16 protein-coding genes are annotated in these 19,119 nt (G+C 66.3%); 4 read left to right on the forward strand and 12 right to left on the reverse strand.

Annotated elements, in window-relative coordinates:
• Positions 1 to 337: 337 nt before the first annotated feature.
• The 8 genes from JQ580_RS10175 to ubiE form a co-directional block, all read right to left on the reverse strand.
• The gene (locus tag JQ580_RS10175; protein WP_212279815.1) at positions 338 to 1,060 is read right to left on the reverse strand and encodes a nucleotidyltransferase family protein; all 723 of its coding nucleotides are present in this window, start codon (positions 1,058 to 1,060) and stop codon (positions 338 to 340) included.
• Positions 1,061 to 1,177: 117 nt separating this feature from the next.
• Positions 1,178 to 1,495, reverse strand: a complete 318-nt coding sequence (locus tag JQ580_RS10180) for a PilZ domain-containing protein (RefSeq protein WP_212279823.1) — start codon at positions 1,493 to 1,495, stop codon at positions 1,178 to 1,180.
• An 87-nt stretch (positions 1,496 to 1,582) separates the two neighbouring features.
• Complete coding sequence (gene tsaE / locus JQ580_RS10185) at positions 1,583 to 3,115, reverse strand: tRNA (adenosine(37)-N6)-threonylcarbamoyltransferase complex ATPase subunit type 1 TsaE (RefSeq protein ID WP_212279832.1); 1,533 nt, start codon at positions 3,113 to 3,115, stop codon at positions 1,583 to 1,585.
• Positions 3,112 to 5,616 carry a sensor histidine kinase gene (locus tag JQ580_RS10190; RefSeq protein ID WP_212279834.1) on the reverse strand — a complete coding sequence of 835 codons (2,505 nt, stop codon included), beginning with the start codon at positions 5,614 to 5,616 and terminating at the stop codon, positions 3,112 to 3,114. Before JQ580_RS10190 ends, tsaE begins: the two co-directional genes overlap by 4 nt.
• A gap of 189 nt (positions 5,617 to 5,805) precedes the next feature.
• Entirely contained in the window at positions 5,806 to 6,264 is a 459-nt protein-coding gene (dut, locus tag JQ580_RS10195; protein WP_212279836.1) for a dUTP diphosphatase, read from the reverse strand.
• On the reverse strand, positions 6,254 to 7,708 hold the full coding sequence (gene coaBC, locus JQ580_RS10200) for a bifunctional phosphopantothenoylcysteine decarboxylase/phosphopantothenate--cysteine ligase CoaBC (protein ID WP_212279839.1): 1,455 nt from the start codon (positions 7,706 to 7,708) through the stop codon (positions 6,254 to 6,256). Before coaBC ends, dut begins: the two co-directional genes overlap by 11 nt.
• A gap of 67 nt (positions 7,709 to 7,775) precedes the next feature.
• Entirely contained in the window at positions 7,776 to 9,350 is a 1,575-nt protein-coding gene (gene ubiB, locus JQ580_RS10205) for a 2-polyprenylphenol 6-hydroxylase (protein ID WP_212279841.1), read from the reverse strand.
• On the reverse strand, positions 9,347 to 10,108 hold the full coding sequence (ubiE, locus tag JQ580_RS10210; protein WP_212279843.1) for a bifunctional demethylmenaquinone methyltransferase/2-methoxy-6-polyprenyl-1,4-benzoquinol methylase UbiE: 762 nt from the start codon (positions 10,106 to 10,108) through the stop codon (positions 9,347 to 9,349). The genes ubiB and ubiE overlap by 4 nt, the downstream gene beginning before the upstream one ends.
• Before the next feature lie 81 nt (positions 10,109 to 10,189).
• On the opposite strand from ubiE, the gene mutM reads away from it, so the two are divergent.
• Positions 10,190 to 11,089, forward strand: a complete 900-nt coding sequence (mutM, locus tag JQ580_RS10215) for a bifunctional DNA-formamidopyrimidine glycosylase/DNA-(apurinic or apyrimidinic site) lyase (RefSeq protein WP_212279845.1) — start codon at positions 10,190 to 10,192, stop codon at positions 11,087 to 11,089.
• A gap of 390 nt (positions 11,090 to 11,479) precedes the next feature.
• Here mutM and JQ580_RS10220 read toward each other — a convergent pair whose 3' ends face one another.
• Positions 11,480 to 12,220, reverse strand: a complete 741-nt coding sequence (locus JQ580_RS10220; protein ID WP_212279847.1) for a ParA family protein — start codon at positions 12,218 to 12,220, stop codon at positions 11,480 to 11,482.
• A 240-nt stretch (positions 12,221 to 12,460) separates the two neighbouring features.
• On the opposite strand from JQ580_RS10220, the gene ggt reads away from it, so the two are divergent.
• Positions 12,461 to 14,140, forward strand: coding sequence for a gamma-glutamyltransferase (gene ggt / locus JQ580_RS10225; protein WP_212279856.1), 1,680 nt, complete (start codon positions 12,461 to 12,463; stop codon positions 14,138 to 14,140).
• A gap of 6 nt (positions 14,141 to 14,146) precedes the next feature.
• Here the strand turns inward: ggt and JQ580_RS10230 are convergent, their stop codons facing one another.
• Both JQ580_RS10230 and JQ580_RS10235 read right to left on the reverse strand, forming a co-directional pair.
• Positions 14,147 to 14,656 (reverse strand): hypothetical protein, encoded by a 510-nt coding sequence (locus JQ580_RS10230; RefSeq protein ID WP_212279858.1) that lies wholly within the window; start codon positions 14,654 to 14,656, stop codon positions 14,147 to 14,149.
• Position 14,657: 1 nt separating this feature from the next.
• Positions 14,658 to 16,019 (reverse strand): peptidoglycan-binding protein, encoded by a 1,362-nt coding sequence (locus JQ580_RS10235; protein WP_212279860.1) that lies wholly within the window; start codon positions 16,017 to 16,019, stop codon positions 14,658 to 14,660.
• Between the two features lie 234 nt (positions 16,020 to 16,253).
• On the opposite strand from JQ580_RS10235, the gene JQ580_RS10240 reads away from it, so the two are divergent.
• Entirely contained in the window at positions 16,254 to 17,057 is an 804-nt protein-coding gene (locus tag JQ580_RS10240; RefSeq protein WP_212279862.1) for a HesA/MoeB/ThiF family protein, read from the forward strand.
• A 9-nt stretch (positions 17,058 to 17,066) separates the two neighbouring features.
• Here JQ580_RS10240 and JQ580_RS10245 read toward each other — a convergent pair whose 3' ends face one another.
• On the reverse strand, positions 17,067 to 18,086 hold the full coding sequence (locus JQ580_RS10245; RefSeq protein ID WP_212279864.1) for an aldo/keto reductase: 1,020 nt from the start codon (positions 18,084 to 18,086) through the stop codon (positions 17,067 to 17,069).
• A 119-nt stretch (positions 18,087 to 18,205) separates the two neighbouring features.
• Between JQ580_RS10245 and JQ580_RS10250 the strand changes: the two genes are divergently transcribed.
• The gene (locus JQ580_RS10250; protein WP_212279866.1) at positions 18,206 to 19,117 is read left to right on the forward strand and encodes a LysR family transcriptional regulator; all 912 of its coding nucleotides are present in this window, start codon (positions 18,206 to 18,208) and stop codon (positions 19,115 to 19,117) included.
• The last annotated feature ends 2 nt before the right edge of the window (positions 19,118 to 19,119 follow it).

A 19,119-nucleotide genomic window follows, 5' to 3' on the forward strand; every position in this document is an offset into this window, starting at 1 on the left:
GAGGATCAGGCGCCAATATAGGGAGGCAGATTCAAATGGATACGGGTGAGCGGAGATCGTCCCCGTTGTTTCCCGTCCCACCGCTCTCGTGCCGCGGCTCAGCGGCGCAGCATGCAGTGATTCGCCGCTGAGCCGGGGCCTATGTCCCTTGGTCGAGTTTGCGAGTTTTCTGGGTCCCGGTTCTGCGGAGCGGCACTTCGGCCGCACCGCGTCCGGGACACGAAAGTCTCGTAGGGTGGAAAAGCGAAGCGTGCCCACGCGTCTTTGTGATCGAGAGGTGGTGGGCATGGCGCAAGGGCGCCTCTGCCGACCCTACGGCACCGTCTTCGAGTCGAATTTATGCCACGCTCTCCAGGAACGCTTCTTCCGCGGCGTGCACGGCGTCGGGCGTGCCGACATGCATCCAGACGCCGTCGAGGCGGAGGCCGAACAGCCGCTCCTGCTCGCCCGCGCGGTCGAACATCTTCGTCAGCGAGAACTCGCCCTGCGGCGCGCCTTCGAAGATCGACGGCGACAGGATCGCAGCGCCGGCATAGACGAACGGAACGACTTCCTTTTCCTTGCGCTTGCGCAGGACGCCGTCGGGCAGCATGCCGTAGTCGCCGCGGCCGCTATAGCCGATGCTGGTCGCGGTCGGCGCCATCAGCAGCAGGATGTCCATGCGCGCGGGGTCGAAGTTTTCAGCGAGCCGCGTCAGATTGGAGCGCACGCCGTCGATCCACAGCGTGTCGGAATTGACGTGGAAGAACGGTGCATCGCCAAGCAGCGGCAACGCCTTGACCACGCCGCCGCCGGTGCCGAGCACCTGGTCGCGCTCGTCGGAAATCGTCACGCGCGGAAGCTGGCGCGTTGCGACATGATCGATGATCTGATCCGGCAGGTAATGGACGTTGACCACGGCCTCGGTCACGCCGGCCTGGCCGAGCTTGTCGAGCACGTGGTCGAGCAGCGGCTGGCCGGCCACCGGGACCATCGGCTTCGGCATCTTGTCCGTCAACGGACGCATGCGCAGGCCGAACCCTGCGGCGAGCACCATGGCTTTGGTCGGTTTGACGGACATCCTTCGCTTTCCAGACCTTTCACGTTCGCAGCGATCCTAACACGAGGTTCGATCAGCCGCACCGCATCTCAATCGCCTTAACTGCCCGCCGTGACGGTTGTACGACGGGTGCTGCCGTCATGCCCCGACGGCTGCGGCACGCGCCTTTTTCTTCTTGTCGCCGACTTTCAGGAAATTGACGCCGATCTGGTCGCCATTGACCCAGGCCAGTTCGCAGCGCCGGTACGCGAGGCCGGTGGACGACAGCAGCAAAAAGAACTCTTTCAGATGGAGGCCCTCCACCGAGCCGTCGATGGTCAGCTTGGCGCCGGTCTCGGAGACGTCCTCCATGGTACAGTCGCGCCGCCAGGTGCCGTCGATCCCCATCATCTGGGCCGAGATCCCGCGCTCGAAAATAACCCGGTTATTGCCGCGCTGGTCCGCCTTTACCGCCATCTGTCCGCTCCAGCCCCGTATTCATCCGGCTGCCTCGCCGCAGAATACCGGCGCCTTGGCTAACAGCCGGTAAATCGGAACCCGGAATCAGGCCTTTGGCGGACTTTGGGGCGGTGGGACGTTCGCGAGATACCAGTCGCGCAGGGAGCTCAGCGCGGGATGCGCCAGCGAGCGCTGGAGATAGGTCCAGATCCGCGGCTGGTGACGCAGGTAGTGCGGCTTGCCGTCGCGGCGGTTGAGGCGGGCGAAGGTGCCGAGCAGCCGCGTGTTCCGCTGTGCCGACATGATGGCATAGAGCTCGGCGAAGCCGGCCGGATCGAAGCCGGCATCGGCAGCGCGCCGCGCCTTGATGTAGCGCGACAGCAGCGTCAGCTCGACGCTCTCGGGCACGTCGATGCGGGCGTCCTGGAGCAGCGACACCACGTCGTAGGATTGCGGCCCCAGCACGGTGTCCTGAAAATCGATCACGCCGACGCGCGCGATGCCGGTGCGATCCGCAAGCCAGATCAGGTTGGGCGAGTGATAGTCGCGGATGATCCACGTCTTCGGCGCGGACTGCGGTTTCTGCAGCAGCTCGCGCCACATCGCGAAGAATTCGGAGCGCGCCGCCGCGCTCAGCGGCGCGTTGCGATCGGGCAGGTACCATTCCGGCATCAGGCCGATCTCGATCAGCAGCGCCTCGGTATCGAAGACAGGTATGGCGTAGGTCTGATCCGCCAGCGGCAGCGTGTCCGGCAGCGTCTTGCCGTGGAGCGCGGCCAGCACATCTGTCGCGGCCTCGTAGCGCTCGGCGATCGGGCGTGGCGGGTCGCCTTCGACCACGCCTTCGCTGCCGAAATCCTCGGTGATCAGGAAGCCATGGTCGAGGTCGGCATGGTGGATGATCGGCGCCGAGATGCCCTGCGCACGCAGGCCTTCGTCGATCGCGACGAACGGTCTGACGTTCTCGGCGAGATGCACCGCGGCGCTGTAGGATTTCCCGTTGTAGGTCGCGGCACCATCCGGACGCTGCGGAAAGTTCATGAGGATGACGATCTCGTCGTCGCGCAGGAGTCGCGCATAGGATCGGGTCGAGGCATCGCCGGCCATGCGTCGACGCGTCGATTCGAGATAGCCTGACGCATCGAGGAATTCGCGCAGCGCCTGCAGCCGCGCGACGGTGGCGGCGCTCTTGCCGTAACCGGTGATGTCGGCAGCGCGCGCGTTCGAGCCCAGTGCCGGGCGATGCGTCAGCGAAATGTCGATGCGGTCCTGCGGCATCGCCGACGGCGCACGCTCCGGCCATTCGATCAGGACCAGCGTGGCATCGGGCAGCGGCGACATCCCGATCTCCTCGAGCTCGCTCTCGTCCTCGACGCGGTAGAGATCGGCGTGCACCACCGGAAACGGCGGCAGCTCGTAGCCCTGCAGCAGCGTGAAGGTCGGGCTCGGCACTTCCAGCGTCTCGTCGCCGGCGAGGTAGCGGATCAGCGCGCGGGCGGCCGCGGTCTTGCCGGCGCCGAGGTCGCCGGTGAGCGTGATGACGTCGCCGGGGCCGACCAGCAGCGCGAGGTCGGCCATCAATTGCGCGGTGGCCGTCTCGTTGTGAAGCGCGACGGAGAATGTGGCGGGCGCGCTCATTCGGCGGCGTCGCGATGCGCCGCCTGGTCGGTCGGGAAGTCGCAGATCACGACCGTGCCCCGGCCGACGATCGAATCCACCCGCACGCTGCCGCCATGCAGCTCGACGAACGAGCGCACCAGCGACAGGCCGAGCCCGGCGCCGCGGTGACGCGAGCCCTGCGAGCGGCTTTCGAACCAGTTGAACACCTTGTCCTTCATGTCGGCAGGTATTCCAGGCCCGGAATCTGTCACGGTGAAGACCACGCTGCGCTCGGTGCGCCGCGCGCTGATGCCGACGGTGGAATCCTGTGGAGAAAACCCGACGGCGTTGGCGAGGAGGTTATAGAGCACCTGCACCACGCGCTTCTCGTCGCCGGAGAAGCTACCGATGTCGGGCGCGATGTCGACCTTGAGACGGATGCGGTCGGTGGCGAGCCGGTCCTGGATGCCCTCGGCGGCGAGCTCGATGGCCTTGCTGACGTCGACCGGGCCGAGTTCCAGCTTCATGGCGCCGGCGTCGATGGTCGCGAGATCCAGGATGTTGTTGGTCAGCGCCAGCAGCGCGTTGGTCGATTTGGTGACGTAGTCGAGATATTCGGCCTGCTTCGGCGTCAGCGGCCCGGTCGAGGGATCGCTGAGGAAATGCGCGAAGCCGATGATGGTGGTGAGCGGCGAGCGCAGCTCGTAGGAGACGTGGTGGACGAAATCCACCTTCATCTGGTCGGCGGCCTCGAGCGCCTCGTTGCGCTCGCGCAGCGCGCGCTCGACGTTCTCGGTGTCGGTGATGTCCTGGAACGTCAGCATGGTGGCGCCGTCATGCAGCGGGCGGATCATGCCGTCGAGCACGCTGCCGTCCTTGCGCTCCAGCTTCAGCGGCACGTCGGCGCGGCTCTCGATCGAGGTGACGGCCTCGCGGATCTGGCGCCAGACCGCGGGGTCGTCGAACAGCTGATGGCACCAGCCTTCCACCGTCTGGATGTGCGGCTCGTCGCGCATGGCATCGCTCGACAGCTTCCACATCCGGACGAAGGCCGGATTGAACAATTGCGCCTTGCCGTTGCTGCCGAACACCGCGACGCCCTCGGCGAGGCTGTCCAGCGTCTCGCGCTGGACCCGGATCATGCCGTCGAAGCGGCGGGCGAGCTCGAGGCTCTCGGTGACGTCGTCGAACAGATAGGTGACGCCGCCTTCCGGGTTCGGCGTGGTGACGACCGAGAGCGCGCGGCCGTCGGGCAGGTACCAGGTGTCCTTGGTTGTCTCGACCGCGCGATAGGCCTCGTGCAGCTTGGATTTCCAGGCGCGGAAGTCGGGCTGCTCCGGTAGTTTTCGCGCCGCGCGGAGCTTGTCCAGCACGCTGGAATCGTCGGGATTGGCGTCGAGGAAGGCGCGGTCGAGGTCCCACAGCCGGCGGTAGGAATCGTTGTAGAAGGCGAGCCGGCGCTGGCCGTCGAACACGGCAACGCCGGAGGAGAGCTGGTCGAGCGTGCGGCGATGCGCCTCCGCCATCCGCACCAGCGCCGAGCTGAGCGCATCCGCCTCGCTGGCGTCGATGGCGACGCCGACGCTGCCGCGGCCGACATTGACCGCGCGCACGTCGTAGATTCGCCGCTCGCCGCTGACCACGATCGGCAGGCGCGCATTGAAATTGGCGGTGTCCTTCAGTCCCCGCTCCATGGCGGTGCGGTCGGCGCTGTCGAGCAGCTCCAGCTTGCGCTCCTGCGCATCGGTGACGTTGTTCGCCTCGGTGGCGCGGACATAGGCCGGGTTGGCGTAGGTCAGCGCGCCGTTCTCGCCCTTGGCCCAGATCGGCCAGGGTGCGTTGGCGGCGAAGCCGCGCAGCATCTCGGTCTCGTCGGAGAGCGCGTTGTAGCGCAGATTGGTCTCGGCCAGATCGCGGCGCAGCCCCGACAGTTCGCGAATCCGGACAATGGCCTGGCCGCCGATGGCGCGGCCGATGGCCTCGAGCGTGTGGCCATGCGCGGTCGTGAGGGTCAGCTGGAACCCGTCGCCGCGGTCACGCAGCGCATCGACGGCATGATCCATCTGAAGCGCGGGTTCCGGCGGCAGCCAGGTTCCGAAGGCGAGCACGCGTTGCGGCGAGGAGTCGCGCGGCAGCACCATCGAGACGTCGCCGAAGATCTGCGCGCGATTGTCGCCGGCGGGCCACGAGATCAGGATCTGCGGCTCGGCGAACAGCAGCGCGCCGAAGCGGTCGGCCTGCAGCTGGAGTTCCCCGATTCGAGCACGCAGCCGCGCCTCGTTCTTCGCCGTGCGCACGCGCGTGCGCATCAACAGGATCGCGGCCATCACCGAGAAGCCGAGCAAGGCCAGCGCGGTGGCGAGCACCGCGAGTTCCTGCCGGTTGAAATCCAGCATGATGGAGAGGGTGTCGATGAGGTCGGCGGCCTCGGCCGGCGCAGCCGGCAGCAGCGCTGCAAGAGCGCCTCCCAACAGGCCGTTGCGCACGAGAGATGTGCACGACAGCAGCGTCCGACGCATCGACACGATCACGCCTGACATAGTTGCCCCAAGACCGCACGAATTTGCACGCGGCGACCCCCGTCGCGCGCGAATCAAATGACAATACCCCCACCGTGACTCCGCCGGTAAGAGTCCAGATCGTGAACGCAAAGGCGGCCCCAAAAAAATGCGGGGCGCGGGTTCCCGGTCACATGGTTCTGCGGCTGATTCGCTTGAAATTGCCTTGCGTCAGCGGCCGGTCGAGCCGAATCCGCCGGCGCCGCGATCGGTCGCGGACAATGTCGCGACGGGAACCAGCGCGGCCTGCACGACGGGCGCAATCACCATCTGGGCGATGCGCTCGCCGCGCTTGATCACGAACGGCGCCGCGCCATGGTTGATCAGGATCACCTTGATCTCGCCGCGATAATCCGCGTCGATGGTACCCGGCGAGTTCAGCACGGTGACGCCGTGCTTGGCGGCCAGCCCCGAGCGCGGCCGCACCTGCGCCTCGTGCCCGGGCGGCAATGCGATCGCAAGGCCGGTCGGCACCAGCGCATATTGACCGGATGCGAGCGTCATCGGCTCGCCCTCGGGCACCGCGGCCATCAGATCGAGCCCTGCGGCGTCAGCCGTTTGATAGGCCGGCAGCGCCAGGCCTTCGGCGTGTGCCAGTTGCTGCAGTTCGACGGTGACCTCAGTGCTCAAGATGCGGACTCCCGGATTTGCCGGTCACGCTCTCGGCGATATGCGCGACCAGTTCGACGGCGACCTGTTCCTTGGTCATCACCGGCCAGGAATCAACGGTGATCTCGCCGTTCTTCTCAGCATTCTTGCTGATGAGATGGACGGTGTTGCGGTCGCCGCCCATCACGCCGGTGGCTGGCGAGACGTCATTGGCGACGATCCAGTCGCAGCCCTTGCGGGCGAGCTTTGACTTGGCGTTGTCGATCAGGTGCTCGGTCTCGGCGGCAAAGCCGATCACCAGCGGCGGACGCTGGTCGGTCAGCTTCGAGATGGTGGCGAGGATGTCGGGGTTCTCGACCAGCTGAAGCGGCGGCATGCCGGCCGAGGTCTTCTTCAGCTTCTGCTCGCCTTCGCTCGCAACGCGCCAGTCGGCGACGGCGGCGGCGAAGATCGCGATGTCGGCCGGAAGCGAGGCCTGCACCTGCTCAAGCATCTGGCGCGCCGATTCGACGTGCTTGACCGTGACGCCCTGGGGATCGTCGAGATCGACCGGGCCGCTCACCAGAATCACCTCGGCACCGGCGGCCTGCGCCGCGGCAGCAATGGCAAACCCCTGCTTGCCCGAGGAGCGGTTGGCGATGTAGCGCACCGGATCGATCGGCTCGTGGGTGGGACCTGCGGTGATCAGCACGCGCTTGCCGGCGAGCGGCTTCGGCACCGGCGGCCGCAGCAGCCGCTCGGCGGCAGTGGCGATCTCGATCGCTTCCGACATGCGGCCGATTCCGGCTTCGCCCGCTTCAGCCATCTCGCCGGAATTCGGCCCGATCAGCACGACGCCGTCGCGCTGCAGCTGCGTCACGTTGCGTCGGGTCGCCGCGTTATTCCACATCAGCGGATTCATCGCCGGCGCCAACAGCACCTTGCGGTTGGTCGCGAGCAGGATGGCGCTGGCGAGATCGTCGGCATGGCCGTTCGCCATCTTCGCCATCAGGTCGGCGGTGGCCGGCGCCACCACGATCAGGTCGCAGTCGCGCGCGAGCCTGATATGGCCGGCGTCGAACTCGCTCTGGGGATCGAACAGGTCGGTATAGACGCGCTCATGCGACAGCGCGCTCGCCGCCAGCGGCGTGACGAATTGCTGGGCCGCCTTGGTCAGGACGCAGCGGACCTCGATGCGGCGCTCCTTCAGCCTGCGGATCAGGTCGAGCGATTTATAGGCCGCGATGCCGCCGCCGATGATCAGGGTGACGCTGGCCTCGGGAAGGGCGCTGGTGCGCTGGAGCGTGGGGGCGGCGGATGCCGCAGGCGGCGCCGAAAACGGCGTCAGAGGCTCCTCGCGGCCCCCGATCAGCTCCCGCAGGATGACCCGGACCTCTTCCTCGACGGACCTGCGATTCTTGGCCGAGCGCAGCCGAAGATAGGTTTTGACGTGTTCGTCGAGCTTGCGGATGGTCAGGCTTGCCACGGCGCCACTCCAGCATGAATGATGGCGATGCTATCATTCATGTGATTGCAATGCAATCAATGGCCCGTCAAAGATTCCTGACGGCGATCAGGATGCCGATGAAGGTCGCGGCGATGATCCAGAGCGCGACGGTGCGCCAGCGGTTCTTGCGGCCCTCGCTGCGGCCCATCGCGGCGATGCTCTCGGGCGACAGCCGGATGCCCTCGCGCGTCATGGTCTCGAGCTGTTCCAGCACCTTCACCGACCGTTCGGCGATCTCGGGCAGGCGCATCAGCACGCGCGCGATGTCTCCGGTCCCGGCGAGCGCGCCCTGCACCCGGCCGATCGGCCCGAGATTGCGCTCGATCCATTCACGCACCACGGGGTCGGCGATCTTCCAGATGTCGAGCTTGGGATCGAAGCCGCGCGCCACGCCCTCCACCACCACCATGGTCTTCTGCAGCAGGATCAGTTCGGGCCGCGTGGTCATGTCGAACAGGCCGGTGACCTCGAGCAGCAGCGTCAACAGCCGCGCCATCGAGATCTCTTCCGCCGTGCGGTTGTGGATCGGCTCGCCGATGGCGCGGATGGCTTGCGCGAAATTCTCGACCGAATGATGCGCGGGCACGTAGCCCGCCTCGAAATGCACCTCCGCCACGCGGCGATAGTCGCGGGTGATGAAGCCAAGCAGGATCTCCGCGAGGAACCTCCGCTCCTTCATGCCGAGCCGGCCCATGATGCCGAAATCGACCGCAACGAGTCGTCCCGCGTCATCCAGGAACAGGTTGCCTGGATGCATGTCGGCGTGGAAGAAACCGTCGCGCAGCGCGTGGCGCAGGAAACTCTGGATCACCTTGCGGCCGAGATCGGGCAGGTCGACCTGCGCCTCTGCAAGCCGCTTGTGATCGTTCAGCGCGATGCCGTCGATCCACTCCATCGTCAGCACGTTGTGCGTGGTGCGGTCCCAGTCGACTTCAGGCACGCGAAAATCGGGATCGTCGCGCGTGTTCTCGGCCATCTCCGACAGCGCCGCAGCTTCCAGCCGCAGGTCCATCTCCATCGCGACCGAGCGCGACATGGTGTTGATGACCTCGATCAGGCGCAGCCGCCGCGCCTCGGACGAATAGGCTTCGGCCTTGTGGGCGACGAAGAAGAAATCGGAGAGGTCGCGGCGGAACCGCGCGGCCACGTTCGGCCGCAGCACCTTCACGGCGACCGCCTTGCGAACGCCGTTGCGCAGGACCTCGCCGCGATGCACCTGCGCGATCGACGCGGCCGCGACCGGCGGGCCGAGGCTCGCAAAGACGTCCGTCAGCGGTCGTTCCAGCGAGGTCGCGATCGCAGCTTCCGCTTCGGCCTGCGCGAACGGCGGCAGCCGGTCCTGGAGACTTTCCAGGTCGCGCGCCATGGCAACGCCGACGACGTCGGGACGCGTCGCCAGAAATTGCCCGAGCTTGAGATAGGCCGGGCCCATCCGCGTCAGGGCGCGGGACATCCTTGGCCCGTCCTTGGGGCCGCGTCGCTCGACCAGGCGTGCCAGCTTCAGCGCAAGCTGTCCCGGCGGCGGCACCAGGCTCGGATCGACCGAACCGAACACGCCCTCGCGCGCAAACACGAACGCGGCGCGGATCAGGCGCGAAATGTGGGTGAAGGCAGAGATCACAAACGCCAGCCCGAATGCAGTGCGACGATTCCGCCCGACAATGTCTGCCAGCTGACGCGGGCGAAGCCGGCGTCGCGGATCATGTCGGCGAAGGCGTTGGGTTTCGGAAACCTGCGGATGGACTCGACGAGATATTGGTAGGACTCGGCATCGCCCGTGATCATGCGGCCGAGCGGCGGGATCACCTTGAACGAGAACAGATCGTAGATCCTGTCGAGCCCGGGCATCTCGACGGTGGAGAATTCCAGGCACAGGAAGCGGCTGCCGGGCTTGAGCACGCGATGGGCCTCGCGCAGCGCAAGATCGATCCGGGGCACGTTGCGAATGCCGAAAGCGATCGTATATGCGTCGAAGCTGCGATCGGCGAAGGCGAGCGCTTCGGCGTTGCCCTCGACGAAATCGACCCGGGTTTCGAGATGGCGCTTCGCGGCGCGCTCGCGGCCCACGGCCAGCATGTCGGTGTTGATGTCGCAGACGGTGGCATGGAAGCCCGTACCCGCGGCCTTGGCGGCGCGGAACGAAATGTCGCCGGTGCCGCCGGCCACGTCGAGCAGCGCGAACGGCCGGTCGCCCCTCGGCGGGTCGAGCGCCGTGATCATGATGTCCTTCCAGACCCGGTGCAGGCCACCGGACATCAGATCGTTCATCAGATCATAGCGCGACGCCACGCTGTGAAACACATCGTTCACCAGCGTCTGCTTGTCCCCCAGGGGAACGTCCTTGAAGCCAAAATGCGTGGTTTCGCCCGGCCGATCCATTACTCTACTCCACTGGGCGAACCATAGCGCGCCCGCCGCAATGGCGCTATCACACCGCCCTCATAAGGTGAATGCCTGACCATGCCTGAATTGCCCGAAGTCGAGACCGTCCGCCGCGGCCTTCAGCCGGTGATGGAGGGCGCGAAAATCCTGGTCGCGGAGGCCCGCCGGCCGGATCTGCGCTTTCCGTTCCAGCCGGATTTCGTGGCGCGGCTGCAGGGGCAGGTCGTCACGGGGCTCGGCCGCCGTGCAAAATATCTCATGGCCGATCTCGCCTCCGGCGACGTGCTCTTGATGCATCTGGGCATGTCGGGCTCGTTCCGCGTCATCAAGCCGGACAACGAGGCGGCGCCCGGCGAGTTTCACTATCCGAGGGGGAAGGATTCCACGCACGACCACGTGCTGTTTCGGATGTCCTCCGGCGCGGACATCGTCTTCAACGACCCGCGGCGCTTCGGTTACATGAAAGTGATCGCACGTCACGCGCTCGAAGATGAGCCGCTGCTGCGCGACCTCGGCCCCGAGCCGCTCGGCAACGAATTCGACGCCGCGATGCTGGCGCGGTCCTGCGAAGGCAAAATGACCAGCCTGAAGGCCGCGCTGCTCGACCAGCGCGTGGTCGCGGGGCTCGGCAACATCTATGTCTGCGAAGCCCTGCATCGCTCGCATCTGTCGCCGCGCCGCATCGCGGCGACGCTCGCGACCAAGGGTCGCAAGGGTGTCGGCGGCGGCGAGCCCACCGATCATGCGAAGCGTCTGGTGAGTGCGATCCACACCGTGCTGAACGACGCCATCAAGGCCGGCGGCTCGTCCTTGCGCGACCATCGCCAGACTTCGGGCGAGCTCGGCTATTTCCAGCACTCCTTCAAGGTCTACGACCGCGAAGGCGAGACCTGCAAGACGCCGGGGTGCGGCGGCACGGTCAAGCGGTTCACGCAGAATGGCCGATCGACGTTCTGGTGTCCGAAATGTCAGAAATGAGAGTGATCGCAGCCTGAGGGCTGTGAGCTGTAAGACGATGATCCCACCGCGCCGTCATTGCGAGCGCAGCAAAGCAATCCGGAATTCCCTCCGCAGCAGGACTCTGGAGTGCTTCGCTGTGCTCGCAATGACCGGTGATGGAGCACCGTAACCCGCGAGCGGCTGTTTTGCCCGGCAAGTCAAACGTCTGCGCGCCGCCGCCGAGGTGCCTCGGCCGGGGGCGGTTCTGCTGTGCATGGGGTTGTTTTCGAGATTCGTGTTCGAGAGCGTGTTGCTCTCGCCAGAACAACGCGAAGCGAAGCAATCCAGCCGGGCTGGTGGCCGGATTGCTTCGTCGCTGAGGCCCTTCCGGATGGTGAAGGGCCGACTGCCGTCCGAGCGATGCCCCGCTCAGGACGCCAGTGTCGTGGTCTCGTCCGCCGCCTGCTCGGCGATGAGCAGCATGCTGTCTGCGGCCGAGATGACCTGGTCGATCAGCACATTGGTGGTGGCTTCGAGCTCGAGCCGGGTTTCGATCCAGCGCCAGAGGCCGCGAATCTCGTCCGCCGACTTGCCGTTCGGCGCGAATTCGCTGACGGCAAGGCCGTTCGCGAGCGAATCCTGGTGGTCGTTACGCATCACGATCAGCGGGCGCGCGAGCACGTCCGAAAGATCGAGCGCGGCTTCCTCGGCGAGGGTGTTGGCGGCGTTGTCGATGCGCTGGCCCCGGATCGGCGTCTGGTTGAGCACGAAGCTGTAGGGCCGCTTCCAGGCGCGTGCGACGCTGAGCGTCGAGACGGTCGCCTCGATGTCGGCGACGCTGGGGCGGGCCGGGATCAGGCAGAGATCGGAATGGCGGATCGCAGCGGTGGTCGCGGCGCTGAGGCCGGCGGCGGTATCGACGATCGCGATCTGCAGGCCGCTGTCAGCCAGCATCTTCAGGCGCGGCTCGATGACCGCGGCGTGGTAGATCGGCTCGACGACGAGATCATCGGCATTGCGGCGGCGCTGCCAGTTCGACAGCGTGCCCTGCGGGTCGGTCTCGATCAGGCGGACGGTGAAGCCGGCCTGCTTGGCCGCGAGCGCGAGGCCGATGGCGAGCGTGCTCTTGCCGCTGCCACCCTTTTGAGTGGCCAGTACGATCGTGTGCATTTGAAGATCAATCCTTTGGAGTGGTGGGTCTCGGGATAACGCCACGCGAACGTGCATCGCTCTCGATGCTGAGCTCTTCTCGCTCAGGACGTGCCCTGCCCGATCCAAAGGGGACCGCGGTTGTCCGAATCAACGCTGACAATGATGGCAGAATCGGGAATGCCAGCTAATCCGTACCATTACTGGACCCGTAATCATGCGTGTGGTGTGCTCGCCGCCGTGCATAGAGGGATGAGCGGCATGAGCGGAAACTGGCGCGACCGGACGGCGACGACTTTCGACTGCCAGAAGATGCCGGCGGTCTCGAGCCGCGGCATGGTGGTCAGCAACCACCCGCTGGCCTCCAGCGCCGGCGCCGAGATGCTGGCCGCCGGCGGCAACGCCATCGATGCCGCGATCGCCACCCTGTTCACGTTGACCGTGGTCGAGCCGATGATGGTGGGCATCATCGGCGGCGGCATGGCGCATATCCGGCTCGCCGACGGCAGCCATCGCATCATCGACGGCCAGAGCACCGTGCCCTCCGCCGTCCGCGACACCACCTACACCTCGAAGCCCGGCTCGGCGCATGACGTGTTCGATACGGTCGGCAACGAGAATCTCAACGGTCCGAAGGCGGTCGCCACGCCGGGCTCGCTCAAGGCCTGGTGCGAGACGCTGCAGAGGTTCGGCACCATGTCGCTTGCCGACGTCATGCAGCCCGCCATCAAGCATGCCGCCCGCGGCTATGCGACGACGCCCTATCTGCACGAATGCATCAGCGAAAGCGCCGACGAGATGCGCAAGGACAAGCCGATCGCGGCGATCTTTCTGCCCGGCGGTGAGCCGCTCAGGATCGGCGAGCGCGTCGTGCAATCAGAATATGCCGAGACGCTGCGCCATATCGCCGATCACGGCGAGAAGGCCCTCTATGAGGGGCCGCTCGGCGGCATTCTGGTCGACACCATGGAAAAAACCGGCGGCTTCATCCGCCGCAATGATCTCGCAACCTACAAGACGGTGGAACGGCAGCCGATCCGCGCCGACTATCGCGGCTGGACCATCCTCGGCCCGCCGCCACCTGCGGCCTCCGGCGTGCACATCGCTCAAATGCTCAACATTCTCGAGGGGTACGACATCGGCCGCCTCGGCTTCGGCACATCAGAGACGATCCACTATCTCGCCGAGGTGCTGAAGATTGCCTTCGCCGATCGCGCCGCGGCCAGCGGCGATCCCGATTATGTCGGGGTACCCGTGGAGAAGCTGACCTCGAAAGCCTATGCCGAAGAGCGCCGCCGCGCCATCGATCCGGCGCGGGCGCAGATTTGGGGCGCCGGCGTGTCGCAGCTCGAAGGCGCACACACCACGCACATGACGGCGGCGGATAGCTTCGGCAACGTGGTCGCGACCACGCAGACCATCAACAATCTGTTTGGCGCAAAGATCATGATTCCGGGCCTCGGGGCCATCGCCAACAACTACATGAATCTGTTCGATCCACGACCGGGCCACGCGCTGTCGCTGGCGCCGGGCAAGCGAGTCACCACTTCGATGTCGCCGATGATGGCGCTCGACGACGGCAAGCTCCGCTATGCACTCGGCCTGCCCGGCGGCAAGCGCATCTTCCCGAGCGCGATGCAGGCACTCGTCAATCTGATCGACCATGGCATGAGCCTGCAGGAGGCGGTGGAAGCGCCCAGGGTCTGGACCGAAGGCAACGCGCTGGAGGTCGAGCAAACGGTGCCGGAGAGCGTGCGTGCGGAACTCGCCGTGCGCGGTCACAAGGTGCAGCCCGTCGCTACCGTCGCCGGCGGCATGAACGGGATCGCCTTCCACGACGACGGCACCATGACCGGCGCCGCCTGCTGGCGTGCCGACGGCACGCCCATCGGCATTTCGGGCGGCCTCGCGAAGAGCGGGATCAGGTTCAGGCTCGCCTGACGGTTCTCATTTCGATGCGCCGCTGCCGCCGAGGTCCGCGGCCGCGCGCGCAACCAGGTCGGTTGCGCTCGCATTGGTCTGGAGCGATCGGACCTTGACGTCGATCGTGATCAATTTCCATTCGCCTTCCGACATGGCGTAATCCAGCGCGTAGCTCAGCCGCGATGGTGTCGTGTCGAAATGGCCACGCAGCAACAGCGCGCCGTTGTCGTCGATCCTGGGCTCTTCCGTGGTCACGATCGGCATGCCGGCGATGGCGTCGATGTGATGTCCGGCAAACGTCGCAAAGGCCTGCTTCAGCGTGGCGGCTGAAAAGCGCTCGCGGAACGGTCTCGCCATTTTCGCGTGGAGCACATCGTAGTTGCCGGTGAGGTTGGCGTCGTTCAGCGTCAGCAGCGCCACCTTCACCATCACCTCCTCCACCTTTCCGGTCGGCAGTGGTGATTGTGCCCAGGCCGAACAGCCCAGCAGCGCGGTCGCCGCCGCCGCTGAAAGCATGGTCGGATACCGCAACATCCTACTTCCTCACGCAGATCACGCGCACGACGCCGGCCTTGGCATCCGTCGACATGCCGTTCGCCGTGATCTTGTGGGCCTTCAGGAAATCGCGCACGGCGTCCGCAGACACCATCACCGCCTGCGAGGCCGGCATTGACGTCGCCGGCCCTGCGACCATCGCCGGCTTCAACAGCGCGATGCCCGCGAACTTGCCGTCGCCATCGATGGCCGGACCACCGGAGAACCCGACCGCCGGCGGCGGGGTCAGCGCTGAATCGCTGCTCGGGACCGGCGCCAGTGCGGCCTTGACGACCGATACGCCGGCCGCGCCGCCCTGGCTTTGTGGATCGGCGATGCCGATGACGTCCACGTTGGTCTTGGCCGCGCCGCCAGCAAGGCTGAACGGCTTCAGGCCGCGCGCGCCGTAGATATGCAGCAGTGCAAGACCGTGCTCCTTATCCTCGGCGAGGCGATCGGCGCTGCCATAGCCGGCAATCGTGATGGCGAGACAGCTGTCGGTGACGAGCCGGTCGGTGACGATCGCGCCGTCGTCACTGACGACGAGGCCGGTGCCGTACTCGACGGTCTTGCGCGGCGGCGGCCCGGCTTGCGGTCCGGACGGAAACGCGTTGAACGCGCTCGACATCGCGATCACGACCGGCTCGACCGTGTTCTCGGTCGCCTGGTCGTAGAGGATCGTCATGATTCGGACCTCGTCGCCCTTGAAGGTGCCGCGGACGTAGAATTTTTTCAGGCCCTGTAATCCCGACAGCACGAAGAAGTCGGGCTTCACCACGGTGTAGTCGACCTTGCGCCCGGCCGGCTCCTTCTTCTCGAGCTCGGCGAGCTTGGCGGTGGTGGGGTTTGCCTCCTTGCGGCGACTGAGCAGCACCTGCACGGTTCCTGTCGGCGAGGTCCACTTCGAGCCGTTGGCATCGGTGGCCTGCTGCGGCACCAGTTTTAAGGGAATGCCGAGCCGCGCGCCGCTGGTCATCTCGGTCACGAGTTTCCAGCCGACGCCCTCCTGCTTCCGCCGCGCGGTCTCGGCGAGCGCGGCACGCTCCTGCGGATTGAGCACGCCGGTCGGCTTGCCGCCCTTGAGCTTCTGGTATTCCTTGATTGCCTCGACCATGCGCGCGCTGACGTCGCCGGTGATGGCGCCGTTATACTGGCCGACCCAGGCGAGGTCGGACTGTAGCGACAGCCGTTCCGCCTGCGTCATGCCGTCTGCCGTCTGCGACGGCGTCTGCAGGGCAGGCGGCTTGATCGGGACGGTCTGGACCACCTTTGGCTTTGTGCCGGGGACCTGCGGCGTCGTCATCTGGGCGCTCGCACCCGTGGCGGACGCAAACATCAGTGTTGCCGCAAGCATCGATCTCATGACAAATCCAGCCAGCCCATTGAACGCCATGTCATTCAAGCACATCTCGTTGGTCGCGAACAATGTTGCGCTGGTTCAGGTGGCGATGGACGCCACGCGTTCAGGTCCTCTTCCTGAGGAGCGGCCTTCAGGCCGCGTCTCGAAGGATGGCACAGGGCGAGATCGGGGCCTTCATGGTTCGAGACGCGCGTGCCGCGCTCCTCACCATGAGGGTGAGAGGAACGAAGGACGACGATGCTGAGCCCGGACGAACTCGAACGCTATGCCCGCCATATCGTGCTGCGCGATGTCGGTGGTCCCGGCCAGGCTGCGCTGAAGCGGGCCTCCGCGCTGGTGATCGGCGCCGGCGGGCTCGGCGCGCCGGCGCTGATGTATCTGGCCGCCGCCGGTATCGGCACGCTCGGCGTGGTCGATGACGACGTGGTGTCGCTGTCCAATTTGCAGCGCCAGGTCATCCACACCACGCCCGATATCGGCCGCCACAAGGTCGAGAGCGCGGCAGAGCGGATCTCCGCGCTCAATCCGCACGTCCGTTTCGTCGGCCACGCCACCTGGCTGAATGCCGACAACGCGCTCGACCTGATCGGCGATTACGACCTCGTGCTCGACGGCTCCGATAATTTCTCGACGCGCTATCTGGTCTCGGACGCCTGCTTCTTCGCGAAGAAGCCGCTGATCACGGCGGCGCTCGGCACGTTCGACGGCTCGCTCACCACCATCCGCGCACACGAGACCAACGAGCGGGGCGAGTTCAATCCGACCTATCGTTGCCTGTTTCCGGAGGCGCCGCCGCCCGGTACGGTGCCGGCCTGCGCGGAGGCCGGCGTCATGGGCGCGCTGGCGGGCGTGATGGGCTCGATGATGGCGCTGGAGGCGATCCGCGAGATCGTCGGCTTCGGCGACGGCCTCGTCGGCCGCCTCCTGATGATCGATGCGCGCGCGATGCGCTTCGAAACGCTGCGCTATGGGCGCGATCCGGCCAACCCGCTCAATGGCGACGGGCCCGTGGTCACCGACCTCAGCGCCCATCGCACCTGATCTGCTGCGTTACGCCGCGGCCGGCTTCTCGCTGTCGAGATGGGCCATCTGCTCGGCGGTATAACGCGTGCCCGAAGCGACATCCGGCGGAAACGCCTTGGCCAGCGCCGCAAGATGTGCCGGTGTCAGCGTGACCCTGGTCGCGCCAAGCGCTTCGACGAGACGGGTGCGGGTCTTGGCGCCGACCAGCGGCACGATCGCTTGACCGCGCTCCCGGCCCTGCGCCGCCACCCAGGCAATCGCGACTTGCGCCGGCGTTGCGCCGATTTCCCCGGCGATGGCACGCAGCGATTCCACCAGCGCGAGATTGGCGTCGAGATTTTCGCCTTGGAAGCGCGGTGTCATGAGCCGGTAGTCCTTGCCGGCCTTGCCTGAATCCTTCGACCAATGGCCGCTGATCAGGCCGCGCGCCAGCACGCCGTAGGCGGTGATGCCGATGCCGAGCTCGCGGCAGGTCTTGAGGATGTCGCGTTCGATGCCGCGCTCGATCAGCGAATATTCGATCTGGAGATCGGCGATCGGATGCACGGCATGCGCGCGGCGGATGGTGTCGGATCCGACCTCGGACAGGCCGATATGCCTGACGTAGCCGGCCTTCACGAGATCGGCGAGGCCGCCGATGGTCTCTTCGATGGCAACGTTGGGGTCGAGCCGCGCCGGGCGATAGATGTCGACATAGTCGGTGCCGAGCCGCTGCAGCGAATACGCGAGGAAATTCCGGAGCGCGGTCGGGCGGCAATCCATGCCGGTGAATTCACCGGCGGGGCCGCGCAGCGCGCCGAACTTGACGCTGATCTGCACCCTGTCGCGCGCCACATCCCGCAGCGCGTCGCGGATCAGCATTTCATTGTGGCCCATCCCGTAGAAATCGCCGGTGTCGATCAGTGTGATGCCGGCATCGAGCGCGGCGTGGACCGTGGCGATGCTCTCGCCGCGATGGGCCGGGCCGTAGGCATCCGACATGGCCATGCAGCCGAGACCCAGGGCCGAGACGGTGGGGCCGGTTGAACCGAGTGTGTGCTGTTCCATGATGGCTCTCCTCGAAAGGCGGCAGTCTGATCGCGCCGCGTGACGAGGAGGGATATGCGCCGGCTCAATTGCGCCGATAAGCTGGACAATGCCGAATGGCTTGTTCATCATATCGAACAATGACCGAACCCGATCTGCGCGACCTCGACCTCTTCGCAGCCGTCGCCCGCACCCGCAATTTCCGGCGCGCGGCGGTCGAAATCCGCGTGTCGGTGTCGAGCCTTAGCCAGCGCTTACGCGACCTCGAGGAGCGCCTCGGTGTCCGCCTGATGAACCGCACCACCCGCAGCGTCGCCCTGACCGAGGCAGGCGAGTTGCTGCTGTCTCGGGTGGCACCTGCGCTGCGCGATGTCGGCGATGCCTTGGCGGAGGTGCGGGGCCTGCGCGAGGTGGCTTCGGGCCGTCTGCGCATCAACGCGCCGCCGCCGGCCGTCGATCTCGTGCTGGCGCCGATGGTCGGGCCGTTTCTCGCCGCCCATCCGCAGGTCGATCTCGACGTCGTGTCCGAGAGCGGCTTCGTCGACATCGTGAGCGGGGGCTATGATGCCGGCGTGCGATATGGCGAGCATCTGGCGCAGGACATGGTGGCGATCCCGCTCAGCGGTCCGCAGCACTATGTCGTCGTCGCCTCGCCTGATTATGTCGCGCGCCGCGGCGAGCCGAAGCATCCGAAGGATCTGCTCGATCATGATTGCATCCGCGCCCGCTACTCAAGCGGCGTGATGCATGACTGGGAGTTCGAGAAGGCCGGCCAAATCATGAAGGTCGATCCGCCGGCCAAGCTGATCTCGACCAACATGAACCTTGCGATGCAGGCCGCGCTCGCCGGCGCGGGCATATGGGCGACGATCGACGGTTATGTCGGCGAAGCCCTGAAGTCCGGCGCGCTGGTCAGCCTGATGGAAGATTGGTGCGAGCCGTTTCCCGGTCCGTTCCTATACTATCCGAGCCGGCGCCAGACGCCGCCCGCGCTGCGCGCCTTCATCGATTTCGTCGCAGGCTGGCGCAAGCGCGAGACGCGTGGAAAATAGAC

The sequence above is a fragment of the Bradyrhizobium sp. SZCCT0148 genome, assembly GCF_018129985.1.
Classification (GTDB): domain Bacteria; phylum Pseudomonadota; class Alphaproteobacteria; order Rhizobiales; family Xanthobacteraceae; genus Bradyrhizobium; species Bradyrhizobium japonicum_H.